The sequence below is a fragment of the Rathayibacter sp. VKM Ac-2760 genome (assembly GCF_009834185.1).
In the GTDB taxonomy this organism is placed as follows: domain Bacteria; phylum Actinomycetota; class Actinomycetes; order Actinomycetales; family Microbacteriaceae; genus Rathayibacter.
This window is the reverse complement of the sequence record NZ_CP047173.1, coordinates 1,249,414-1,271,167: the sequence shown is the minus strand read 5'-3', so window position 1 is coordinate 1,271,167 and position 21,754 is coordinate 1,249,414. Positions and strand designations below refer to the sequence as shown.

Sequence of the window (21,754 nt, the reverse complement as noted above, 5' to 3'; positions counted from 1 at the left end):
AGGCCGTGGATCTGGATGCCGGTGCCGCCGGCACCCTGCTTGCGCAGAGTGCCGGCGTCGGTCGTGTCGGTCACGAGTGGTGCCCTCCGTGGTGCTGCATGTGTGGTGGTGCTGGTTCGATTGCCGCGGTCAGGCGGCGTACTTGACGAGGTCGGGGTTCTCCTCGTAGACCTCGGCGAGGAGGCTCATGTCGAAGAGGTCGGCGGCGTCGACCTCGATGCCGGCGCCCGAGAGCGACGCGAGCGTCTCCTCCTGGAGGCTGTCCGAGATCGTGAAGAGGCCGTTGGCGACCGTCTCGTCCGAGACGACGAGCTCCTCCGACTGGATGGTGGAGCCCTTCTTGGAGGACTCCTCGTCGAGGCCGAGGTCCTTGCCGTAGGTCTCGATGGCGAGCATCGCGCCGGCCTCCGGGTCGTTGACCGCGTCGGTCCAGCCCTTGATCTCGGCGACGAGGAACGCCTTGAGCGCCTCGCGCTTGTCGGCGATCGCCATGTCGGTCACCGTGAAGGTCTCGGCGACGAACGGGAGGCCGTTGTCGGCGAAGGGCAGGTTGACGACCTCGTAGCCCTCGGCAGCGACCGTGATCGCCTCGTTGGTCAGGTAGGCGATGAAGCCGTCGACCGTGCCGTTGATCAGGACCGACGGGTCGTACTCGACCGGGACGACGGTGAGGTCGGACTCGGACAGGCCGTTCGCCTTGAGCAGCGCCTGGAAGAGCGAGGTGTTCGACGCCTGGACGCCGATCTTCTTGCCGGCGAGGTCGGCGGGGGTGGCGATGTTGCCGGCGGTCGCGATCGAGAGGACCGTGAACGGGTTCTTCTGGTAGGTCGCGCCGATGATCTTGAGCGGCGCCTCCTGGGTCGCGACGACGGTGCCGACCGAGACGGCGTCGCTGAGCGCGACGTCGGCCGAGCCGGAGAGCAGCTCGGCGGTGCCGGTGGAGGGGCCGGCCGTCAGCGTGACGCCGGAGAGGCCGGCCTCGGTGTAGTAGCCCTTCGAGTCGGCGAAGAACTCACCGGCGAACTCCTCGTTCTTGATCCAGGAGAGCTGGACCTTCAGGGTGCCGAGGTCGCCGCCGGCCTCGGCCGACGCGCCGGAGGAATCGGAGGCGCAGGAGGCGAGGACGGAGACTCCGCCGAGGGCGAGACCGGCGACGCCCGCCATGCGCAGCACGCTGCGGCGGTCGAAGGTCTGCGAGGTGCGGAAGGGCGACAGGGGCAAGGGGGACTCCTCGGGTAAGGCGGTGGAAGCTGCTGTGGTGCGCGGGTCGCGACGGGTGCCCTGCTGGGCGCGCCAAGCCGCGCCGATCGGGGTGCCTCGACGCTATCCTCGGGAGATTTCTCCGGTGTGTCCGCAGATTTCGCGGGTATTAAGGGTCTCACGGATCCGCCAACGATCCGACCGCTCCGCCTGTCCCTTCGGGCGGATCGGCTGAGGCCCCACTCAGCTCAGCCGAGCGGCTTGAAGGCCAGGTCCGCGGCCGTCGCGGCGTCGCGGGGCACCAGTGCGAAGCGCGTGAATCCGGCGGCGGCGGCCCGGTCGAGCAGCGGCGTGAGGTTCTTGGCGCGGCGCTCGAGGCGCACGCGGGCGCCGCCGGCGATCAGCTCCTGCTTGAGCGCGAGCAGGGTCTCGGGGGCGGCGTCGCGCTCGTGCACGAGGACGACCGCGTCCGGCCGCTCGTCGAGCGGGACGTCGATCAGCTCGACGATCCGCTCGAAGCCGATGGAGAAGCCGCAGGCCGGCACGTCCTGGCCGAGGAACCGGCCGATCATGCCGTCGTAGCGGCCGCCACCGCCGACCGACGAGCCGGAGGAGGGGTGCGCGATCTCGAAGATGGTGCCGGTGTAGTAGCCCATCCCGCGCACGAGCGTCGGGTCGAAGCGGAGCGAGACGCCGGTCGGCAGCGAGCGCAGCGACCGGGCGAGCGTCTCGAGCGCGAGCACCGCCTCCGGGTCGATGCCCTCGGGCAGCACACCGAGGATCGCGGACTCCTCCAGCGCCACTCCCCCGGCCGCGACGGCGGCCTCGATGCGGGCGAGGTAGCCGCCGAGGACGGCCGCGGCGTCCGGTCCGTCGGCCTCGAGCTCGGCGACGACTCCGCTCGCCCCGATCTTGTCGAGCTTGTCGATCGAGATCAGGGCGGGGCCGAAGCGCTCGGGAGCGAAGCCGCAGTGCTCGAGGATGCCGGTGAGGATCCGGCGGTCGTTGATACGGATGGTGCACTCGCGCAGGCCGAGGGTGTCGAGGGCGGCGGCCGTCGCCGTGATCAGCTCGACCTCGGCCAGCTGCCCGGGCTCGCCGATGATGTCGATGTCGCACTGCACGAACTGGCGGTAGCGGCCCTTCTGCGGGCGCTCGGCGCGCCAGACCGGGGCGATCTGGACGGAGCGGAAGACCGTCGGCAGCTCGGCGCGGTGGCTCGCGTAGAAGCGGGCGAGGGGGACGGTGAGGTCGAAGCGGAGGCCGAGGTCGGCCAGTGCCGAGGCGTCGTCCGCCGCGGCCGCTGCCGCGAGGTCGTCGTGCGAGAGGCCGCGGCGCAGCACGCTGAAGGCGAGCTTCTCGTTGTCGCCGCCGAGGCCGGAGTGCAGGCGCTCGAAGTCCTCGACCACCGGGGTCTCGATCTCGTCGAAACCGTGCGCCGCGTAGACCCGGCGGATCACTCCGAGCGCGTGCTCGCGCTTCGCCTTGTCGGCCGGGAGGAAGTCGCGCATGCCGCGGGGCGGGGTGATCGCAGAAGCCATGCGGCGATTCTCCCAGACCGTCGAGGGGCGCTCTCCGCGCCCGTGGCACGCGGTCACCGGCTGGTCGAGGGGGTCGGCTAGGCTCGCGGCGCCCGCGCGGTCAGGGGGATCGCGGCGGCTCGACGAGGGGGACTCGATGGGGATGCGTGCGCAGGACGGGATCGTCGCGGAGGGGGTGTCGCGCTCGTTCGGGGCCGTGCACGCCGTGCGCGACGCCAGCTTCGAGGCGCGGCCCGGCGAGGTCACCGCGCTGATCGGGCCCAACGGTGCCGGCAAGACGACGCTGATGCTGCTGCTCGCGACGCTGCTGCGGCCGGATGCCGGCGTGCTGCGGGTCGCCGGACACGATCCGGTCGAGGAGCCGGCCGCGGTGCGGGCCGCGCTCGGCTGGATGCCCGACGTGCTCGGCTCGTGGGCGAGCCTGACCTGCCGGGAGACCCTCCGGACGACCGGGCAGCTGTACGGGCTGCCGCGCCCGGACGCCGAGGCCCGCGCCGACGAGCTCCTCGGCCTCGTCGACCTGGCCGAGTTCGGCGACCGGCCCACCCGGGTGCTCTCGCGCGGGCAGAAGCAGCGGCTGAGCCTCGCCCGCGCGCTCGTGCACGACCCGTCGGTGCTGGTACTCGACGAGCCGGCGTCGGGGCTGGACCCGGGCGCGCGGATCGCGCTGCGCGACCTCGTGCTGCGACTCGCCGGCGAGGGGCGCACGGTGCTCGTCTCGAGCCACGTGCTGTCGGAGCTCGACGAGATGGCGACCGCGGCGGTCTACCTCGACGGCGGCGCGACGGCCTCACGGGAGGCGGTCGCGCGGGCCTCGCGGGCGCTGCGCGCCTGGCGGATCGACGCGGTCCGGCCGCGCGGAGCCGAGCTCGCGGCAGTCGTCGAGCGGCTGACCGGGGTGGCGGTGCGGGTCGAGCGCGAGGCGGCACTGGTGCCGGTCGTGAACGACGCCGCGGCGGCCGAGCTGCTCGGCCGGCTGGTGGCGGCGGGGGTCGCGGTCAGCCGCTTCGCTCCGGCCGTCGGCGAACTGGAGCACACCTTCTCGGACCTGACCCGGTCGACCCCCGACCGCGACCGACCCGCGGGACCGCCCGCCGACGCCGCGGAGGACGCGCGATGAGCACCGACACCACCGACCCCGGCGTCCGGCCCCTGCCCTTCCTCCGCGGCGTCCGCATCGTCCTCGCGCTCGAGCTCGCCCAGCGCGTGCGCGGCGTCTCGTCGTTCGTGCTGCTCGGTCTGTTCTTCCTGCTGGTCGGCGCCGTCACCGGGCTGCTGATCGTCGCGACCGGCGTCTTCTCGGGCAGCGACGCCGTGGTCGGCGGCTGGATCTACTCGATCCTGGTGTACTTCGTGCTGCTGCTCGGCAGCCTGGTGACTCCGGCGCTGTCGGGGACGGCCGTCAACGGCGACCGCGACGCGGGGACCCTCGCGACGACGCAGGTCACCCTCGTCACCACGGCGCAGCTGGTGCTGGGCAAGTTCGTCTCGGCCTGGCTGGTCGCGCTGGCATTCCTCGCGAGCACCGTGCCGTTCCTGATCGTCGCCGTGCTCGTCGGCGGGGTGTCGTTCTCGTCCGCGTCGGTCTCGGTCCTGGTGCTCGCGGTGCAGCTCGGGGTCGTCGCGGCGATCGGAGTGGGGCTCAGCGGGATCCTGGACCGGCCGCTGATGTCGGTCGTCACGACCTACCTCGTGGTCGCGGCGCTGAGCATCGGCTCGCTGATCGCGTTCGGGCTGCTGACGGCGGTGACGCAGACCACGCAGACGACGGTCTACCTCGACAACGACAACGGCTACTGCGGCGACGACTACGAGACGAAGGTGCCCCGCGCCGACTACTACTGGGGCCTTCTCGCGCTCAACCCGTTCGTCGTCCTCGCGGACGCCGTTCCCCCGCGGCTCGGTGAGTTCGGCTCGCCGGAGGACCTGTTCAGCGGCGTCTCGCTGCTGGTGCGGCAGTCGCAGATCGCGCCGCCGGCGGTCGTCGAGATCTCCTGCACCGGCGGATACACCGACTCGTCGGTCCCGAGGACCGCGGAGGAGGTCTTCGACCGCACCGTGCCGTCGTGGTTCGTCGGGCTGGCGCTGCAGCTGGTGCTCGCGGTCGGGCTGCTCCTCGGCGCGATCCGGCGGACGGCGACGCCGGCGGCACGCCTGCCGCGCGGGCGGCGGGTGGCCTGACGGTCGGCCTTCCTGCTGATCGTGTAGCCCGCGCAGCGGGCGCGTCGAGATCCCCCGTTCTGGAGACGTGGGGTCTCGATACGCCGCTCCGCGGCTACTCGACCAGCATGGAGAGGCGCACGCGCGTCAACGCCCGCGCTCTCTGCTGATCGAGCGGCCCGCGCCTCCTGCTGATCGAGTAGCCCGCACCTCATGCTGATCGAATAGCCCGCGCAGTGGGCCCCCATGCTGATCGAGTAGCCCGCGCAGCGGGCGTATCGAGATCCCCGTGATCAGCCCTCGAAGCGACAGCTACCCCTCGCGCCGCTCCTGCTCGACCGCGCGGATCTCCTCCTGCAGGTCACGCGTCGCCGTGCGCAGCGCGCGCTCCGCATCGAGTCCCTGCGCGCGCGCCGACGCGACGATCGCGAGCAGCAGCGGGCCGAGGTCCTCCTCCGACTCGATCGGCAGCGGCCCCTCCCCTGCGTCGACGATGCCCAGCGTCGTGGCCTTGCCGATCACCTTGTCGGCCAGCGCGAGCGCCGGCATGCCCTGCGGGATGCCGTCGAGGACGCTCGTGCGGTGCGGCTTCTCGGTCTTCTTCAGTTCGTCCCAGACGGCGATGACGTCGTCGGCCGTCTCGGCCGTCGCGTCGCCGAAGACGTGCGGGTGGCGCCCGATCATCTTGGCGTTCATGTGCGCGGCGACGTCCTCGATCGTGAAGGGCTCAGGTCCGTCGGCGGCGAGGTCGGCGTGGAAGAGCACCTGGTAGAGCACGTCGCCGAGCTCCTCGATCAGATCGGCCCGGTCGCCGGCCTCGATCGCGTCGACCAGCTCGTGCGACTCCTCGATCAGGTAGCGCACGAGCGACTCGTGGGTCTGCTCGGCGTCCCACGGGCAGCCGCCCGGGGCGCGGAGGACGTGGACGGTGCGGATGAGCTCGTCGAGCCGGGGATGCGCGGTCACCCGGCCATCCTCGCATCCGCTCGGCGAGCGGTTGCCGTGCGGCTCAGGCGCGAGCGAGACGCCGACGGGCGATCAGGAGGCACCCGGCCGCGACGACCGGAACCGCCGCGACCAGGCCCGGGGCGGACACGACTCCCAGAGCCACGAGGCCCGTCACCAGCACGCCGGCGAGGTTCCAGAGCAGCACGGCGGCGCCGGCGCCGTCGCCGATCGGCAGCGGGATCGGCCCGAGCAGGGTGGGCGGGAGCGCGCCGCGGGTCGCGTCCATCGCCCGAGCGGCCACCGCGACCACCGCCACGGCGACGGCGGGCGACACGGGCCCGGCGGCGAGAGCGCACGCCACGACGACGATCCCGACGGCGAGAACCAGCGGGAGAATCCCGTGCAGCAGCAGCAGCTCGAACGGCGCGGGCGCGAGGAGTGCGGGCTGCCCGGCGGTCGCGGCGGCGTGGCGGAGGCCGTCGCTCCAGACGCCGGCGCCGCAGTAGGCGAGGACGCCGGCCAGCGCGGCGGGGAGCGCGAGGAGCGAGGGCGGTGCCACGGCGGCGACGGCGAGAGCCAGTCCCGCGGCGGCCAGCGCGGCGACCCCGGCCATAGAACGACCGGGGGTGCGCAGCGCGCCGATCGCGTCTCGGAGCGGCACGGCGATCGCGAACGGGGCGACGCGGACCGCATCGACGCGGCGGAAGCGGCCGGGCCGGCCGCGGTAGCCCTCGAGGGCGTCGGCGACCTCGCCGATCGCTCCCCTGCTCCGGGCCGACCGCCACTGCCGCGACTGCGCGACGACGACGCCGCCGCGGACCGTGTCGAGCAGGCGCGGGACGACGGCGAGCGCGAGTGCGGCCAGGGCGGTCAGCACCGCGGTGCCGGGCAGGGCCGATGGATCGGCCGTCGTCAGCGCGCGGCCGAGGAGGGCACCCGGACCGGCCGGGAGCGCTGCTGCGGCGACCAGCACCCCGGTGAGCAGGGCCGCTCCTCGGCCGGGGAGGCACTGGCCGGCGAGCCAGGCGACGGCGAGGAGGACTCCGAAGGCCGCTCCGGCACCGACGGCGACGAGCGGTGCGCCGCCCACGGCGGGGGAGATGAGCAGTGCGGCCGCGGCGCTCGCGAGCACAGCGGCCGTCCCCGCGACAGCCACGTGCCGCCGCAGCACGAGACGGCGGGGCAGGTCAGTGGCGAGCATCACGGCGGTGGTGTGCGGCTCGCCGACCGCCGGACCGCGGACGCGGCCGAGCAGCACGGCGGCGGGCAGGAGCAGCCCGGCGGTGAGGCCGACGACGGTCGTCGGGTCGAGGGCGGCGAGGGCGGGGTCGGGCTCCGCGGCGAGCAGGACGACGGCCCGGAGCGCGGGCAGGACGACGACCAGGAGGGTCATCGCCGCGAGGTAGCCGGCGTAGGCGCCACCGCGCTGCTCGGCCGCGGCGCGGGACCGGTGCAGAGCGCGGACGGCGTGGACTCGCCCTTTCGGGCCGCCGAGCCGGAGTCTGTCGCGGCCAGCGCGGCCGGCCCTCATCGGCCGCCCAGCTCGACGACACGGGTGGCCAGCGCGCTCGTCAGCGATGGGCTGTGAGTCGCGATCAGCACCCCGCGCCCGCGGGAGGCCTCGCGGAGGACCTCGATGACGAGCGGCACGCGGTCGACGTCGAGCCGCTGCTCCGGCTCGTCGAGCAGCAGCACCTCGCCGGGCCGGGCGAGCACGAGCGCGAGGGAGAGGAGCTGGGTCTGCCCGGAGGACAGCTCGTGCGGGAATCGGCGCGCGAGAGCGCCGAGCCCGAGCGCGTCCAGACCGGCGACGGCCGTGCGGCGCGCTTCGGCGAGCGGCGTTCCCCAGGACAGGGCGACCATGGCGAGGTGCTCCTCGAGGGTCAGATCGCGCTCGAAGGGCGGAGTGCCGACGAGGGCGGCGACCCGACGCCGATGCCCGCGGTCGCGCTCCGCGACCGGGCGGCCGGCGATCTCGACCGTGCCGGAACTCGGCGGCGTCAGGCCGGCGACCAGTCGCAGCAGGGTCGTCTTGCCGCTGCCGTTCGGACCGGTGACCGCCACGATCTCGCCGGGCTCGACCTCGAGCGAGAGCGGCGCGAGCAGCTCCGTCTCGCCCGCGCGGACGGCCGCCTCGCGCAGGCGGACCAGGGGCGCGGGACCCGGCTCGGTTGCGGAACGGCGGCGGGGAGCGAGCAGCGGCATGCCCTCATCCTGTCAGCGGGGTGCTCGGGCGGAGTCGGCGATGCGCGGTCTCGGCAGCTCGGGCGGGCGGCGTCGCGGGCCGCACATCCGTCGGTCATCGGCGCGTAACACGGGCCGACTACGGTGACCGCGGGACGCGACCGCGGACCGGAACAGGAACGTCACCGTGACCGACACCGCTCTCTCCACCGGCACCGCCCTCGACAGGGGCGCACCGCCGAGCGCCGAGCTGCACATCCACATCGAGGGGACGATCGAGCCCGAGCACATCGTCGAGATGGCGCGCCGGAACGGCATCGCGCTGCCGACCGAGGATCTGGATGCGCTGCGTGCGCGCTACGCCTTCGAGGACCTCGCCTCGTTCCTCGAGCTGCACTACTCGAACCTCACCGTCCTGAAGACGGAGCGCGACTTCTTCGAGCTGGCCACCGGCTACCTCGACCGGGCGAAGCTCGCGAACGTCCGCCGGGCCGAGATCTTCTTCGATCCGCAGACGCACCTGGGCAACGGGGTCGCACTCGACGTCGTGATGGCCGGTCTCACGCGGGCGCTCGGGCGGAGCGAGGAGACGCACGGCATCTCGACCGACCTGATCATGTGCTTCCTCCGCGATCTCGGCGCCGACGCGGCGGACGAGATGCTGACGGCGATCCTGCCCTACCGCGAGCACATCATCGGCGTGGGGCTCGACTCGAACGAGGTCGGCTTCGGGCCGGAGCTGTTCGTCGACGTCTACGCGCGCGCCGCGGCGGAGGGGCTGCACCTGGTCGCGCACGCCGGCGAGGAGGGCGGGCCGGAGACGGTCGCCGAGACGCTCGAACTGCTCAAGGTGGAGCGGATCGACCACGGCATCCGCGCGATGGAGGACCCGGCGGTCGTCGCGATGCTCCGCGTCCAGCGCGTGCCGATCACGGTCTGCCCGCTGTCGAACGTGGCGCTGCGGGCCGTCGACACGATGAAGGACCACCCGCTGCCGGCGATGCTGGCGGCAGGTCTGGTCGTCACCGTGTCGAGCGACGATCCGCCCTACTTCGGCGGCTACGTCGACCAGAACTACCGCGCGCTCGTCGAGGAGCTCGGGATGGACGACGCTCAGCTCGAGCGGCTCGCGCTCAACTCGTTCGACGCCGCCTTCATCTCCGACGCCGACCGCGACCGCTGGCAGGCGGAGGTCCGCGCCCACTTCGCGCACTGACCCCCTCCGCGAGATGCCACTTGTGCACGCGACACGCCGTGAAAGGCGCGCACAAGTGGCATCTCGCGGGGAGGGCTAGCCCTCGGGGTGGGGGGCGAGGTCGGGGGCGGCGCGGTCGAGGGCGGCGGCCTCCTCCTCCGGGCGGGGAGCGATCGTCTCGTCCTCCTCGAGCTCGGGGATGCTCGGCTCGTCGGGGGCCAGGATGCGCGGCGGGACGGAGTGCTCGTCGGAGGCGGTCATGATCGGTCCTTCGTTCGTGGGGCGGGGTCGTCGGGTGGGGTCCGGAACTGCCGGGCCGCCCGATCGAGGAGTGACGGAGATCAGCTCGCGACGGCGGCGGGCTCGGGGAAGAGCGCGTCGAGCAGGTTCGCGACCCAGTCGATCAGCGCGCGGTCGCCGAGCGGCACGCCGTCGAGCACCGGCATCGGCACGACCACGGCGTTCGCCTGCTGCAGGTACTTCGCCGTCGGGTACATCCGGCGCAGGCGCACCTGGATCGAGTCGGCGAGGTGCGCGGGGGCGACCCGGACGTTCGAGCCCATCGCGACCACGTCGCTCAGGCCCGCCCGCTGGGCGCGCATCCGCAGCCGCGAGACGAGGACGAGGTTCTCGACCGCCTCGGGCAGGTCGCCGTAGCGATCGGTCAGCTCCTCGACCACCAGGTCGACGCTGCCCTCCTTCGCCGTCGGCGAGGTCGCCGCGGACAGCTTCTGGTACGCCTCCAGGCGCAGGCGCTCGCTGTCGACGTACTCCTCCGGGATCCGCGCGTCGACCGGCAGCTCGAGCCGCAGCTCGGTCTGCCCCTCGGCGACCTCGCCGCGGAAGCCGTCGACGGCCTCGCCGATCATCCGCAGGTAGAGGTCGAAGCCGACGCCCTGGATATGGCCGGACTGCTCGCCGCCGAGCAGGTTGCCCGCACCGCGGATCTCGAGGTCCTTCAGCGCGATCTGCATGCCGCCGCCGAGATCGGAGTTGGCGGCGAGCGTCTGCAGGCGGTCGTGCGCCGTCTCGGAGAGCGGCTTCATCTCGTCGTAGAGGAGGTAGGCGTAGGCGCGCTCGCGGCCGCGGCCGACCCGGCCGCGCAGCTGGTGCAGCTGCGAGAGGCCGTACTTGTCGGCGCGGTCGACGATCAGCGTGTTCGCATTCGGGATGTCGAGCCCGGTCTCCACGATCGTGGTCGAGACGAGGACGTCGAACTTGCGCTCCCAGAAGTCGACGATGATCCGCTCCAGCTGCGACTCGCTGAGCTTGCCGTGCGCGACCGCGATGCGCGCCTCCGGCACCAGCTCGGCGAGCTGCGACGCGACGCGGTTGATCGTCGAGACGCGGTTGTGCACGAAGAACACCTGGCCCTCGCGCAGCAGCTCGCGCCGGATCGCGGCCGAGACCTGCTTCTCGGAGTACGGGCCGACGAAGGTGAGGATCGGGTGGCGCTCCTCCGGCGGCGTGGCGAGCGTGGACATCTCGCGGATGCCGGTGACCGCCATCTCGAGCGTGCGCGGGATCGGCGTCGCGCTCATCGAGAGGATGTCGACGTTCTTCTTCAGCGCCTTCAGCTTCTCCTTGTGCTCGACGCCGAAGCGCTGCTCCTCGTCGATCACGAGGAGCCCGAGGTCCTTGAAGACGATGTTGTCGCTGAGGAGGCGGTGCGTCGCGATCACCATGTCGACGGTGCCGTCGGCGAGGCCCTCGATCGTCTCCTTCGACTCCTTCGCGCTCTGGAAGCGGCTGAGGGCGCGCAGGTGCACCGGGAAGCCGGCGAAGCGCTCCTGGAAGGTCTCGAGGTGCTGGCGCACCAGCAGCGTGGTCGGCACGAGCATCGCGACCTGCTTGCCGTCCTGGATCGCCTTGAACGCGGCGCGCACGGCGACCTCGGTCTTGCCGAAGCCGACGTCGCCGGAGAGCAGGCGGTCCATCGGGATCGGCCGCTCCATGTCGGCCTTCACCTCGTCGATGACGGTCAGCTGGTCGGGCGTCTCCGCGAACGGGAACGCCTCCTCCAGCTCGCGCTGCCACGGGGTGTCCGGCGGGAACGAGTGCCCGCGCGAGGCCATCCGGGCGGAGTAGAGCTTGACCAGCTCGACCGCGATGTCGCGGACCGCGCGGCGCGCCTTGCTCTTGGCCTGCGCCCAGTCGCTGCCGCCCATCTTGCTCAGCGCGGGCGCCTCCCCGCCGACGTAGCGGGAGAGGAGGTCGAGCTGGTCCGTCGGGACGAGCAGCTTGTCGCCCGGGAACCCGCGCTTGCTGGGCGCGTACTCGAGGACGAGGTACTCGCGCCGGGTCTTCACGGCGTTGCGCCCGCCGCTGGAGACCTCACGCTGCGAGAGCTCGACGAAGCGGCCGATGCCGTGGGTGGCGTGCACGACGAAGTCGCCGGGGGTGAGCTGCAGCGGGTCGACGACGTTCTTGCGGCGCGAGGCCAGCTTCTTGACCGCGCGGGAGTCGTAGCCGACGGTTCGGCCGTAGAACTCGGTGTCGGTGAGCAGGGCGACCTTGGCGGCGTCGACCTCGAAGCCGTGGTCGACGGAGGCCTGCAGCACGTAGGCGAGGCCGGGCTCGAGCTCGGCGGGCAGATCGGCGACGATGCGCGCGGCGACCTCGTGCTCGGCCAGCACCTGGTCGGTGCGCTCGACCGTGCCGGGGCCGGGTGCGGTGAGCACGACGCTCCAGCCGTCGGAGAGCCGGGCGCGGACGTGCGCGAGGGCGCCCTCGACCGCGCCGCCGAAGCCGGGCACGGGCTCGCCGTCGACGCGGACGGCGAGGATCTCGTCGATCCCGAGGTCCTCCGGCAGCACCTCGGCCTCGCCGGCGGCGGGACCCTGGCGGAAGGTGCTCATCGTCCACCACGGGTGGTCGGGGGTGTCGGCGCCGGGGGCGCTGAACTTCACCGCGTCGCGGAGGGCGCCGAGCGAGATGAACTCGCCGGACGCCAGATCGATCGGAGCCTCGGCACCGGCGGTCGCGGCGCTCCAGGCGGCCTGGAGGAACTCGCGGTTCGTCTCGGCGAGGCTGATCGCGCGGGTGGCGACGCGCTCGGGCGCGAGCACGGCGACGGCGGCGCCGGCCGGGAGGTAGTGCGAGATCGGGACGAGGCGCTCCAGCAGCGCGGGCGCCAGCGACTCCATCCCCTCGACCGGGATGCCCTCGGCGATCTTCGCGAGCATCGCGGAGAGGCTCGGGAACTCGTGCAGCATCTCGCGAGCGCGCTGGCGCACGGCCGGCACCAGCAGCAGCTCGCGGCTCGGCGGCAGGACGACCGAGTCGGCCTCGCCCGGCAGCGAGCGCTGGTCGGCCACCGAGAAGCCGCGGATCGAGTCGACCTCGTCGCCGAAGAAGTCGATGCGGCTGGGGTGCTCGGCCACGGCCGGGAAGACGTCGAGGATGCCGCCGCGGACCGCGAACTCGCCGCGGCGGGTGACCATGTCGACCCGCGAGTAGGCCAGGTCGACCAGCTCGGACGAGATGCGGCCGAGGTCGTAGCCGCGGCCGCCCTTGACCAGGCGGATCGGCGCGATGTCGGCCAGGTTGTCGGCGACCGGCTGCAGCGCGGCGCGGACCGAGGCGACGACGACGAGCGGCTTCTCGCCGGTCCAGGTCTTCATGCGGCGCAGGGCGTCGAGGCGGCGGCCGACGATCTCGGCGCTCGGGCTGAGGCGCTCGTGCGGCAGCGTCTCCCACGCCGGGAACTCGACGACCTCGGCGTCCGGCAGCACGCAGCTGAGCGACGCGCGGATGTTCTCGGAGTCGCGGCCGGTCGCGGTGACGACGAGGGCGGCCTGGGGCCGATCGGCCTCGGCCCGGCGCTCCAGAAGGCCCGCCAGCAGGGGGACGCGGAGGCCGTCGGACACGGAGAAATCGGCGTCGCGGACCGCGAACGCGAGAGCGTCGTCGAACGTGGAGGCGCGCGAGAGCGCCGAGATGATCCGGTTGAGAGGCACCGACGGAGTTTACTGCCGACGTCCGACACCATGCGGTGTCGGACGTCGGTCCGCGCCGGTCCCTGCCCGGCGCGGCGCAGTCGGCTTCGCGACGGGGTGCGTTCCGCAGAGCGTCCTGCGTCCGGCTCTTCGAAATCGCTTGGCACGCGATTTCGAACTCGCCTCCGGGGCGGTCGGCTGGTCTGCCGGGTGCTCGTTCGGGCGGGTCTCGATACGCGCCTCCGGGGCTGCTCGACCAGCATGAGCCGTGCATTCTCCGCGGCATCCGCAGCAGCATGCTGATCGAGTGGGTCGCGGAGCGGCCGTATCGAGATCCACCGCGCTGGGGACGGTGGGTCTCGATACGCCCCTCCGGGGCTACTCGACCAGCATGAGCCGTGCATTCTCCGCGGCAGCCGCAGCAGCATGCTGCTCGAGGAGGCCGCGCAGCGGTCGTCTCGACGTACCGCGCTACAGGGTCGTGTGCACCTTCAGCTGGGCGGCCTGGAGGCCGGCATCGGCGATCAGCTCGACGGCGTCGGCGGCGTCGGCGATCAGGATCGGCAGGTTCTCGCGCTCGGGGCCGGCGAAGTCCTTCAGGACGAAGTCCGCCGCGGGCTGGCGGCCGGGCGGGCGGCCGATGCCGACGCGCACGCGGAGGAAGTCGGCGCCGTCGGTCGCGGCGAGGATGTCGCGGATGCCGTTGTGGCCGCCGTGACCGCCGCCGTTCTTCAGGCGCAGGGTGTCGAAGGGGATGTCGAGCTCGTCGTGCACGACGATCAGGCGCTCGGGCTCGAGCGAGTAGAAGTCGAGCAGCTGCGCGGTCGGGCCGCCCGAGAGGTTCATGAAGCTGTTCGGCTTGCCGAGGATCAGCTTCGGTCCGCCGGGGCGGAGGAAGCCCTCGGCGACCACGGCGTTGGCGCGGTTGTGCCGGCGGAACGAGCCGCCGATCCGGGTCGCGAGCTCGTCGAGCACCATCTGCCCCACGTTGTGCCGGTTGCGCGCGTACTGCGCGCCCGGGTTGCCCAGTCCGACGACCAGCCAGGTCTCGCCCATCTCGTTCCCTCTTCTCGATGCGCTCAGCAGCGACGTCTTCCGCAGGGGCAGGACCCCTGGACGCGGAACGGGCCCGCTCGCGATCGCGGCGGGCCCGTTCGTGCGGGTGGTGCTCCGACTACTCGGCGGCCTCGGTGGGCTCGGCCGGCTCGGTGGGCTCGCCCTCCTCGCCCAGGTCCTGCTCGACCTCCTCGGTGACGTTCACGATGAGCGCCTCGGGGTCGGTGAGCAGCGTCGCGCCCTCAGGGAGGGTGACGTCGGCGGCGGTGATCTGCGTGCCGGCCTCGAGTCCCTCGACGGAGACGACGACGTTCTGCGGGATCTTCGTGGCGTCGACCTCGAGCGAGAGCGTGTTCGCCTCGGTGGAGACGAGCGTGCCGGGAGCGGCCTCGCCCTCGACGTGCACGGGGATGTCGACCGAGACCTTCTCGCCGAGGCGGATGACCGCGAGGTCGATGTGCTCGATGATCTGGCGGACCGGGTCGCGCTGGATGTCCTTGACCAGCGACGTCTGGGCGACGCCCTCGATGTCGAGCTCGAGGATCGCGTTCGCCTTGCGGGTCAGCAGGAGGATCTGGTGGCCGGGCAGCGTGACGTGCACCGGGTCGGTGCCGTGGCCGTAGAGGACCGCGGGGATCTTGTTCTGGGCGCGGATCTTGCGCGCCGCTCCCTTGCCGAACGAGGTGCGGACCTCGGCGACGACCTTGTTGGTGAGCTCTGCCATGGTGTTCTCCTGGGCGACGCCGTGCGCCGCCTGATCGGGTCCCGGCCTGGGGCCGCGGACGGGGTTTCGACTCGAACGCATGTCAGCGTGAGGAAAGGTCCGCGGCGCTCCTTCCGGAGCTCCACCTGGTTCCACCGCGTCGATCACGGATGCACGGGCATCCCTCGCCGAAGTTCAGCTGCCCACTGTACCGGTGGAGCCGCGGCACCGCCACCCGCGGGCGCCCCTACCGCGCCCCCAGCCGGGCTGGCTAGCGTGCGGGGCATGACTTCTGACGACTTCGGCTCCTACGTCGAGAAGAACGGCTTCCAACGCGACACCAACTACATCCCGACCCGCATCACCGCGGACGGCCGCGACGGCTACCCGGTCGAGGCGGGCCGCTACCGGCTCGTCGTCTCGCGCGCCTGCCCGTGGGCGAACCGCGCCGTGATCGTCCGCCGCCTGCTCGGCCTCGAGGACGCGCTGTCGATGGGCATCTGCGGTCCGACGCACGACAAGCGCAGCTGGACCTTCGATCTCGACCCGGGCGGCGTCGATCCGGTGCTCGGCATCCCGCGCCTGCAGGACGCGTTCCTCGCCCGCTTCCCCGACTACCCGCGCGGAATCACCGTGCCGGCGATCGTGGACATCCCCACCGGCCAGGTCGTCACCAACGACTACCCGGTGATGACGCTGGATTTCTCGAGGGAGTGGACGGAGTTCCACCGCGACGGAGCCCCGGACCTCTACCCGGAGAAGCACCGCGACGAGATCGACGAGGTCGCCGAGCTGGTCTTCCAGGACGTCAACAACGGCGTCTACAAATGCGGCTTCGCCGGCTCGCAGAAGTCCTACGAGCGGGCCTACGACGCGCTCTGGGCGCGGCTCGACTGGCTGGAGGAGCGCCTCGCCACCCAGCGCTACCTCGTCGGCGACACGATCACCGAGGCGGACGTCCGCCTCTTCACGACGCTCGCCCGCTTCGACGCCGTCTACTACAGCCACTTCAAGGCCAACCGGAACCTGCTCTCGGCGATGCCGGCCCTCTGGGGCTACGCCCGCGACCTGTTCGCGACCCCGGGCTTCGGCGACACCATCGACTTCCAGCACATCAAGTCGCACTACTACGAGGTGCAGCGCGACATCAATCCGACCGGCGTCGTGCCCAAGGGCCCGGACCTGTCCGGCTGGCTCGTCCCCTCCCACCGCGAGGAGCTCGGCGGCCGCCCGTTCGGCAACGGCACGCCGCCCGCGCCGCCGATCCCGTCCGAGGTCGTCCCCGAGGGCCACGGCGCCTGACCTCCTGAACGGCCGTGCGCGTGAGGTTCGACCTCCGTGCACGGTCGCTCCAGGGTGCGCGCCGGGCCTCGGCGCTAGCCTGAAACCGTCAACCCTGAACGTGTACGTCGAGGAGAACCGTGTCTGACCAGCCCACCGCCACAGCCAACATCGGAGTCGTCGGTCTGGCGGTGATGGGCTCGAACCTGGCCCGCAACCTCGCCAGCCGCGAGGGCAACACCGTCGCCGTCTACAACCGCTCCTACGGGCGCACCGAGACGCTGATCACCGAGCACCCCGAGGCCGGCTTCGTCGCCTCGGAGACCATCGAGGCCTTCGCCGCCTCGCTGAAGACCCCGCGCACCGCGATCATCATGGTCCAGGCCGGCCGCGGCACCGACGCCGTGATCGAGCAGCTGACCGCCGCGTTCGAGCCGGGCGACATCATCGTCGACGGCGGCAACGCGCTCTTCACCGACACCATCCGCCGCGAGAAGACCGTCCGCGAGACCGGCATCCACTTCGTCGGCACCGGCATCTCGGGCGGCGAGGAGGGCGCGCTCAAGGGCCCGTCGATCATGCCCGGCGGCTCGGTCGAGTCGTACAAGACGCTCGGCCCGATCCTCGCGTCGATCGCGGCGGTCGCCGAGGGCGAGCCCTGCGTCACCCACATCGGCACCGACGGCGCCGGCCACTTCGTGAAGATGATCCACAACGGCATCGAGTACGCCGACATGCAGCTCATCGCCGAGGCGTACGACCTGCTCCGCACGGTCGGCGGCCACGAGCCCGCCGCCATCGCCGACGTCTTCGACGCCTGGAACAAGGGCGACCTCGAGTCGTACCTGATCGAGATCACCGCCGAGGTGCTCCGCCAGGTCGACGCCGACACCGGCAAGCCCTTCCTCGACATCGTGCTCGACCAGGCCGGCTCCAAGGGCACCGGCGTCTGGACCGTGCAGAACGCGCTCGACCTGGGCGTTCCCGTCGGTGGCATCGCCGAGGCCGTCTTCGCCCGCGCCGTCTCCTCCAAGCCGGAGCAGCGCGCCGCCGTGCAGAAGCTGATCACCTCGCGGCCGACCCCCGTCGCCACCTACGACGGCTTCGAGGACGACGTCCGCGCCGCGCTCTACGCCTCGAAGGTCGTCGCCTACTCGCAGGGCTTCGACGCGATCATCGCCGGCGCCGAGAAGTACGGCTGGGAGATCGACAAGGGCGCCGTCGCGAAGATCTGGCGCGCGGGCTGCATCATCCGCGCCCAGTTCCTCAACCGCATCGTCGACGCGTACGCGGAGGACTCGGGCATCACGACGCTGCTCGAGGACCCGTACTTCGCCGAGGCCGTCGCGAACGGCGAGGCGGCCTGGCGCCGCATCGTCTCGACCGCCGCGCTCTCGGGCGTGCCGATCCCCGGCTTCGGCGCCGCGCTGTCGTACTACGACTCGCTCGCCTCGAAGCGCCTGCCGGCCGCGCTCGTCCAGGGCCAGCGCGACTTCTTCGGCGCGCACACCTACCAGCGCGTCGACAAGGAGGGCACCTTCCACACGCTGTGGTCGGGCGACCGCACCGAGGTCGAGCAGGACCCGTCCACGCACTGACCCGCGGACGCACCCACGGGTGCGCAGGCAGAAGACGCCCCCGCCCGCCGGATCCTCGGATCCCGCGGGCGGGGGCGCCTTCGTGCGGAGCGCCGGAGTGGCGGAGCGGCGGATCGCCGGGTCAGCGCAGCCAGACCGTGGTGGCCGGCGGCAGCAGGCGGCCCTCGAGCGGCCCGCTCGCGAGCAGCACCTCGCCCTCCGGCAGCTCGACCGGCTCCGCGCCGAGGTTGGTCACCGAGCGCCAGCCGTTGGGGCGGCTGAAGTCGACCGTCGCGGCGTCGTCACCCCGCCACTCCAGCTGCTCGGCGGTCTGCAGCTCGTGCCGGAGCGCGAGTGCGCGACGGTAGAGCGACAGCGTCGACTCCTCGCGCAGCTCCTCGGCCTCGACGGAGGCGTCGGCGAACCACGCGGGCTGCGGCAGGTGGGCGCCGCCCGGCCCGAAGCCGAAGGAGGTGCCGTCCGCCTCCCAGGGCAGTGGGACGCGGCAGCCGTCGCGGCCCACGTCGGTGCCGCCGCTGCGGAAGAACGTCGGGTCCTGGCGCTCGGCGTCCGGGATGCCGGCGACCTCGTGCAGGCCGAGCTCCTCGCCCTGGTAGAGGTACGCCGAGCCGGGAAGCGCGAGCAGCAGGAGCGTCGCGGCCCGGGCGCGGCGGAGGCCCAGCGCGCGGTCGAGGGCCGGCTCCACTCCCCCGCTGAGCAGCCACTCCTTCGCCGGGGCGGTCTCGGCCGCGCCCTTCTGCGGGAGCCCGTAGCGGGTCGCGTGCCGGACGACGTCGTGGTTGGAGAGCACCCACGTCGTCGACGAGCCCGACTCGGCGGCCAGCTCGAGGTTGAACGAGATCAGCCGGCGGAAGGTGTCCGCGTCGAGGTCGGCCTCGAGCAGGTCGAAGTTGAACGCCTGGCCGAGGCCCTCGGGGCTGGCGTAGCGGGCACGGCGGGACGCGTCGACCCAGGCCTCGGCGACGGCGGTGCGCGGCGGGTCGTAGGAGTCGAAGAGCGCGCGCCACTCGGCGTAGACCTCGTGCACCTCGTCGCGGTCCCAGAACGGGTGGCTGCCGTCGATCCGCTGGCCGTCGATGTCGGCGGCCGCGGGGAGAGGCTCGGTGAGGTCCTTGACCAGCGAGTGCGCCACGTCGATCCGGAAGCCGTCGACGCCGCGGTCGGACCAGAAGCGCAGGGTCTCGAGGAAGTCGTCGCGGATCTCGCGGTTCGCCCAGTTCCAGTCCGGCTGCTCCTTCGCGAAGAGGTGCAGGTACCACTGGCCGTCGCCGACCGCCTCCCAGGCGGGGCCGCCGAAGACGGACTCCCAGTCGCTCGGCGGCAGGGCGCCGTTCTCGCCGCGGCCGTCGCGGAAGACGTAGCGCTCGCGGGCGGGCGAGCCCTTCGGCGCGGCGAGCGCCTCCTGGAACCACGGGTGCAGATCGGAGGAGTGGTTGGGCACGATGTCGACGATCACGCGGATGCCGTTCTCGTGCAGCCGGGCGGTCATCTCGTCGAACTCGGCGAGCGTGCCGATCCGGGGGTCGACGTCGCGGTAGTCGGCCACGTCGTAGCCGCCGTCGGCGAGCGCCGAGGGGTAGAACGGGCTGAGCCAGACCGCGTCGATGCCGAGCTCGCGCAGGTACGGGATGCGGTCGAGGACACCGGCGAGGTCGCCGATCCCGTCGCCGTTCGCGTCCGCGAAGCTCCGCGGGTAGATCTGGTAGACGGCCGCCTGCCGCCACCACTGGGCGTCCTCGGTCGTGCCGCTCCTGGTGAGTACCGTGTCCGTCACGGGTGTCCTTCCGATCGTCGTGATCTGTGGTCTGGTCTGGTGTGCTGCGGTCCTTGCTGATCGAGTAGCCCGCGCAGCGGGCGCATCGAGATCCACCGATGTCCGGACTGCTGCTCCGGGGCCGGCCCTTCGGTGACGGTGGGTCTCGATCCGCCCCTCCGGGCGGGCGGATCCGGCGCGTTCCTGCTGATCGAGTAGCCCGCGCAGCGGGCGTATCGAGATCCACCTCCGCCAGAGCTGCTGCTCCGAGGCCACCCGTCCGGTGAACGTGGGTCTCGATACGCCCCTCCGGGGCTACTCGACCAGCAAAGGAAGCGGGTCAGCGCGTCATTTGATGGCGCCTTGAGTGACTCCCGACATGACCCAGCGCTGGGTGAACAGGTAGACGATGATCGCCGGGGCCATCGCCATCAGGTAGGAGGCGAAGGCGACGTTGTAGTCGTTGCTGAACTGGGTCTGGAAGATCTTCTGCAGGACCGGGAGGGTCTGCAGCGAGGGGTCGGAGGTGATCAGCGACGGCATCATGAAGTCGTTCCAGGAGGCGAGGAAGGCGAAGATGCCGACCGTCGCGCTCATCGGGGCGAGCAGCGGGAAGACGAGCCGCCAGAAGACCTGGTTGGTGGTCGCGCCGTCGAGCCGCGCGCTCTCCTCGAGCTCCTCGGGCAGCGAGCGCAGGAAGGCGGTGAAGAGCATCACGCTGAAGGACAGCTGGAACATCACGTGCAGGATCGCGACGCCGAGCGGGTTGTCGAGCCCGACGAGTCCGGTGAGCGAGACCTGCGAGAGCGCGAGCACCGGGAACGGCAGGAACATCGCCGCGAGCAGGTAGAAGAACGACCAGCGGTAGAGGCGCTTGTCCCAGTTCCGCGAGATCGCGAACGCGGCGAGGGCCGCGAGCACGATCGTGCCGCCGACCGTGATCGCCGAGACGAAGACCGAGACGGCGAAGCCGCGGGGGAAGTCGGTCAGGTTCCAGGCCTGGACGAAGCCGTCGACCGAGAACGGCAGCGGGATCGAGAAGGCGTTGCCGTCGACCGCCTGAGCGCCGGTCTTGAAGGCCATCGTCAGCGTCACCCACAGCGGGCCGATCACCGAGAGGGCGCAGACCACGAGGACGAGGGTGAGCAGGAGGCTGGAGCGCCGCCGCTTCCCACCGCGACGGGCGTCGGCGTCGACGGCCGGGCGGGTGCCGGGGAGGGACGGGGCGAGGGGGACCTGGCTGGTCATCAGAAGGCCGCCTTTCCGCGCGAGACGCGCAGCTGTACGAGCGCGATCACGAGCGCGATGAGGAAGAAGATCGTGGCGTTGGCCATCTGGTAGGCGTAGTCGCCGCTGGTGAAGCCGGAGAAGATCGTCATCGCGACGCTGCGGGTCGACGTTCCGGGGCCGCCGTCGGTGAGGCCGACGATGATGTCGTAGGAGTTGAGGAAGTTCTTGAAGCCGATCACGAGGTTGATCACGACGTAGCCCGCGACGAGCGGCAGCGTGATCGAGCGCAGCTGCCCCCAGCTGGAGGCGCCGTCGAGCGAGGCGGCCTCGTAGACGTCGCCGGGGATGGAGAGCACTCCGGCGATGTAGATCAGCAGCGCGGAGGGCACGGCCTGCCAGGCGGTCACGATCACGATCGCGAGCCACGCCAGATTCGGATCGGCGAGGATGCTGCTCGCGAGCGGCGTCGCTCCGACCGACTGCGCGAAGGCGGGCAGCGAGTTGGAGAAGAGGAAGTTGAAGACGAACGCGATGATGATGCCCGAGACGACCATCGGCAGCACGAACACGGCCCGCAGCGCGACCTTGCCGCGGATCTGCGAGGTGAGCGCGATCGCCAGAAGGAACGCGACGACGTTGACCAGGAGCACCGTGACCAGCGCGAGCCCCACGGTGAAGCCGTAGGAGGCGAGGATCGCCGGGTCGGAGAACAGCGCGACGTAGTTGGTCAGGCCGATGAAGCTCCACTCGCCGAAGCCGATCGAGTCGGTGAAGCTGAAGAGGATCCCCATCACGGCGGGGAGGGTGATCGCGAGCGTGAAGAGCACGAGCGCGGGGAGCAGGTAGAGCAGGAAGGTGCGGTCGGTGCGCGGCTTCCGGCGCGGGGCGGCGGCCGCGCGGGGAGTCGCGACGGTGCGCTCCTCCGGGCGGGCGGGGGCGGAGAGGGCCATGGTGTCTCGTCTCTGAG

General features: G+C 72.1%; 17 protein-coding genes. 5 read left to right on the top strand and 12 right to left on the bottom strand.

Annotation, left to right across the window (positions count from 1 at the left end; genetic code table 11):
* Positions 1-129: 129 nt before the first annotated feature.
* Positions 130-1,221 carry an ABC transporter substrate-binding protein gene (locus GSU72_RS05630; protein WP_244255993.1) on the bottom strand — a complete coding sequence of 364 codons (1,092 nt, stop codon included), beginning with the start codon at positions 1,219-1,221 and terminating at the stop codon, positions 130-132.
* 227 nt (positions 1,222-1,448) lie between these two features.
* Entirely contained in the window at positions 1,449-2,741 is a 1,293-nt protein-coding gene (gene hisS, locus GSU72_RS05625) for a histidine--tRNA ligase (RefSeq protein ID WP_159984170.1), read from the bottom strand.
* A 136-nt stretch (positions 2,742-2,877) separates the two neighbouring features.
* Between hisS and GSU72_RS05620 the strand changes: the two genes are divergently transcribed.
* Positions 2,878-3,861: an ABC transporter ATP-binding protein gene (locus GSU72_RS05620; protein ID WP_244255992.1), complete on the top strand. Its 984-nt coding sequence runs from the start codon at positions 2,878-2,880 to the stop codon at positions 3,859-3,861.
* Positions 3,858-4,922: an ABC transporter permease gene (locus GSU72_RS05615; protein ID WP_244255991.1), complete on the top strand. Its 1,065-nt coding sequence runs from the start codon at positions 3,858-3,860 to the stop codon at positions 4,920-4,922. The genes GSU72_RS05620 and GSU72_RS05615 overlap by 4 nt, the downstream gene beginning before the upstream one ends.
* Positions 4,923-5,213: 291 nt before the next feature.
* On the opposite strand, the gene GSU72_RS05610 is transcribed toward GSU72_RS05615, so the two are convergent.
* The 3 genes from GSU72_RS05610 to GSU72_RS05600 are packed head-to-tail and all read right to left on the bottom strand — an operon-like array spanning position 5,214 to position 8,054.
* Entirely contained in the window at positions 5,214-5,867 is a 654-nt protein-coding gene (locus GSU72_RS05610) for a MazG family protein (RefSeq protein WP_159984169.1), read from the bottom strand.
* Positions 5,868-5,910: 43 nt separating this feature from the next.
* Positions 5,911-7,380: a hypothetical protein gene (locus tag GSU72_RS05605; RefSeq protein WP_159984168.1), complete on the bottom strand. Its 1,470-nt coding sequence runs from the start codon at positions 7,378-7,380 to the stop codon at positions 5,911-5,913.
* The gene (locus tag GSU72_RS05600) at positions 7,377-8,054 is read right to left on the bottom strand and encodes an ABC transporter ATP-binding protein (RefSeq protein ID WP_244255990.1); all 678 of its coding nucleotides are present in this window, start codon (positions 8,052-8,054) and stop codon (positions 7,377-7,379) included. The genes GSU72_RS05605 and GSU72_RS05600 overlap by 4 nt, the downstream gene beginning before the upstream one ends.
* Before the next feature lie 166 nt (positions 8,055-8,220).
* On the opposite strand from GSU72_RS05600, the gene GSU72_RS05595 reads away from it, so the two are divergent.
* Complete coding sequence (locus GSU72_RS05595; RefSeq protein WP_159984167.1) at positions 8,221-9,249, top strand: adenosine deaminase; 1,029 nt, start codon at positions 8,221-8,223, stop codon at positions 9,247-9,249.
* 75 nt (positions 9,250-9,324) lie between these two features.
* On the opposite strand, the gene GSU72_RS05590 is transcribed toward GSU72_RS05595, so the two are convergent.
* From GSU72_RS05590 to GSU72_RS05575, 4 genes are all read right to left on the bottom strand, one after another.
* Complete coding sequence (locus GSU72_RS05590; RefSeq protein WP_159984166.1) at positions 9,325-9,489, bottom strand: hypothetical protein; 165 nt, start codon at positions 9,487-9,489, stop codon at positions 9,325-9,327.
* 80 nt (positions 9,490-9,569) lie between these two features.
* Positions 9,570-13,187, bottom strand: coding sequence for a transcription-repair coupling factor (gene mfd, locus GSU72_RS05585; protein ID WP_159984165.1), 3,618 nt, complete (start codon positions 13,185-13,187; stop codon positions 9,570-9,572).
* A 450-nt stretch (positions 13,188-13,637) separates the two neighbouring features.
* The gene (gene pth / locus GSU72_RS05580; protein ID WP_159984164.1) at positions 13,638-14,222 is read right to left on the bottom strand and encodes an aminoacyl-tRNA hydrolase; all 585 of its coding nucleotides are present in this window, start codon (positions 14,220-14,222) and stop codon (positions 13,638-13,640) included.
* Positions 14,223-14,340: 118 nt separating this feature from the next.
* Complete coding sequence (locus GSU72_RS05575; protein ID WP_159984163.1) at positions 14,341-14,946, bottom strand: 50S ribosomal protein L25/general stress protein Ctc; 606 nt, start codon at positions 14,944-14,946, stop codon at positions 14,341-14,343.
* Between the two features lie 264 nt (positions 14,947-15,210).
* Here GSU72_RS05575 and GSU72_RS05570 point away from each other — a divergent pair, with 264 nt between their 5' ends.
* Both GSU72_RS05570 and gndA read left to right on the top strand, forming a co-directional pair.
* Positions 15,211-16,227: a glutathione S-transferase C-terminal domain-containing protein gene (locus GSU72_RS05570; protein WP_159984162.1), complete on the top strand. Its 1,017-nt coding sequence runs from the start codon at positions 15,211-15,213 to the stop codon at positions 16,225-16,227.
* A 119-nt stretch (positions 16,228-16,346) separates the two neighbouring features.
* Positions 16,347-17,804 (top strand): NADP-dependent phosphogluconate dehydrogenase, encoded by a 1,458-nt coding sequence (gndA, locus tag GSU72_RS05565; RefSeq protein WP_159984161.1) that lies wholly within the window; start codon positions 16,347-16,349, stop codon positions 17,802-17,804.
* Between the two features lie 121 nt (positions 17,805-17,925).
* Here gndA and GSU72_RS05560 read toward each other — a convergent pair whose 3' ends face one another.
* From GSU72_RS05560 to GSU72_RS05550, 3 genes are all read right to left on the bottom strand, one after another.
* Entirely contained in the window at positions 17,926-19,578 is a 1,653-nt protein-coding gene (locus GSU72_RS05560) for a glycoside hydrolase family 13 protein (protein WP_159984160.1), read from the bottom strand.
* Between the two features lie 327 nt (positions 19,579-19,905).
* Complete coding sequence (locus GSU72_RS05555) at positions 19,906-20,805, bottom strand: carbohydrate ABC transporter permease (RefSeq protein ID WP_159984159.1); 900 nt, start codon at positions 20,803-20,805, stop codon at positions 19,906-19,908.
* Positions 20,805-21,737: a sugar ABC transporter permease gene (locus GSU72_RS05550; protein WP_159984158.1), complete on the bottom strand. Its 933-nt coding sequence runs from the start codon at positions 21,735-21,737 to the stop codon at positions 20,805-20,807. Before GSU72_RS05550 ends, GSU72_RS05555 begins: the two co-directional genes overlap by 1 nt.
* Positions 21,738-21,754: the final 17 nt, after the last annotated feature.

Bases quoted from the DNA above. Each gene is read 5' to 3' on its own strand.
- hisS (WP_159984170.1), bottom strand. From the start codon at position 2,741: ATGGCTTCTGCGATCACCCCGCCCCGCGGCATGCGCGACTTCCTCCCG.
- GSU72_RS05620 (WP_244255992.1), top strand. From the start codon at position 2,878: ATGGGGATGCGTGCGCAGGACGGGATCGTCGCGGAGGGGGTGTCGCGC.
- GSU72_RS05615 (WP_244255991.1), top strand. From the start codon at position 3,858: ATGAGCACCGACACCACCGACCCCGGCGTCCGGCCCCTGCCCTTCCTC.
- GSU72_RS05605 (WP_159984168.1), bottom strand. From the start codon at position 7,380: ATGAGGGCCGGCCGCGCTGGCCGCGACAGACTCCGGCTCGGCGGCCCG.
- GSU72_RS05600 (WP_244255990.1), bottom strand. From the start codon at position 8,054: ATGCCGCTGCTCGCTCCCCGCCGCCGTTCCGCAACCGAGCCGGGTCCC.
- GSU72_RS05590 (WP_159984166.1), bottom strand. From the start codon at position 9,489: ATGACCGCCTCCGACGAGCACTCCGTCCCGCCGCGCATCCTGGCCCCC.
- pth (WP_159984164.1), bottom strand. From the start codon at position 14,222: ATGGGCGAGACCTGGCTGGTCGTCGGACTGGGCAACCCGGGCGCGCAG.
- GSU72_RS05575 (WP_159984163.1), bottom strand. From the start codon at position 14,946: ATGGCAGAGCTCACCAACAAGGTCGTCGCCGAGGTCCGCACCTCGTTC.
- GSU72_RS05570 (WP_159984162.1), top strand. From the start codon at position 15,211: ATGACTTCTGACGACTTCGGCTCCTACGTCGAGAAGAACGGCTTCCAA.
- GSU72_RS05555 (WP_159984159.1), bottom strand. From the start codon at position 20,805: ATGACCAGCCAGGTCCCCCTCGCCCCGTCCCTCCCCGGCACCCGCCCG.
- GSU72_RS05550 (WP_159984158.1), bottom strand. From the start codon at position 21,737: ATGGCCCTCTCCGCCCCCGCCCGCCCGGAGGAGCGCACCGTCGCGACT.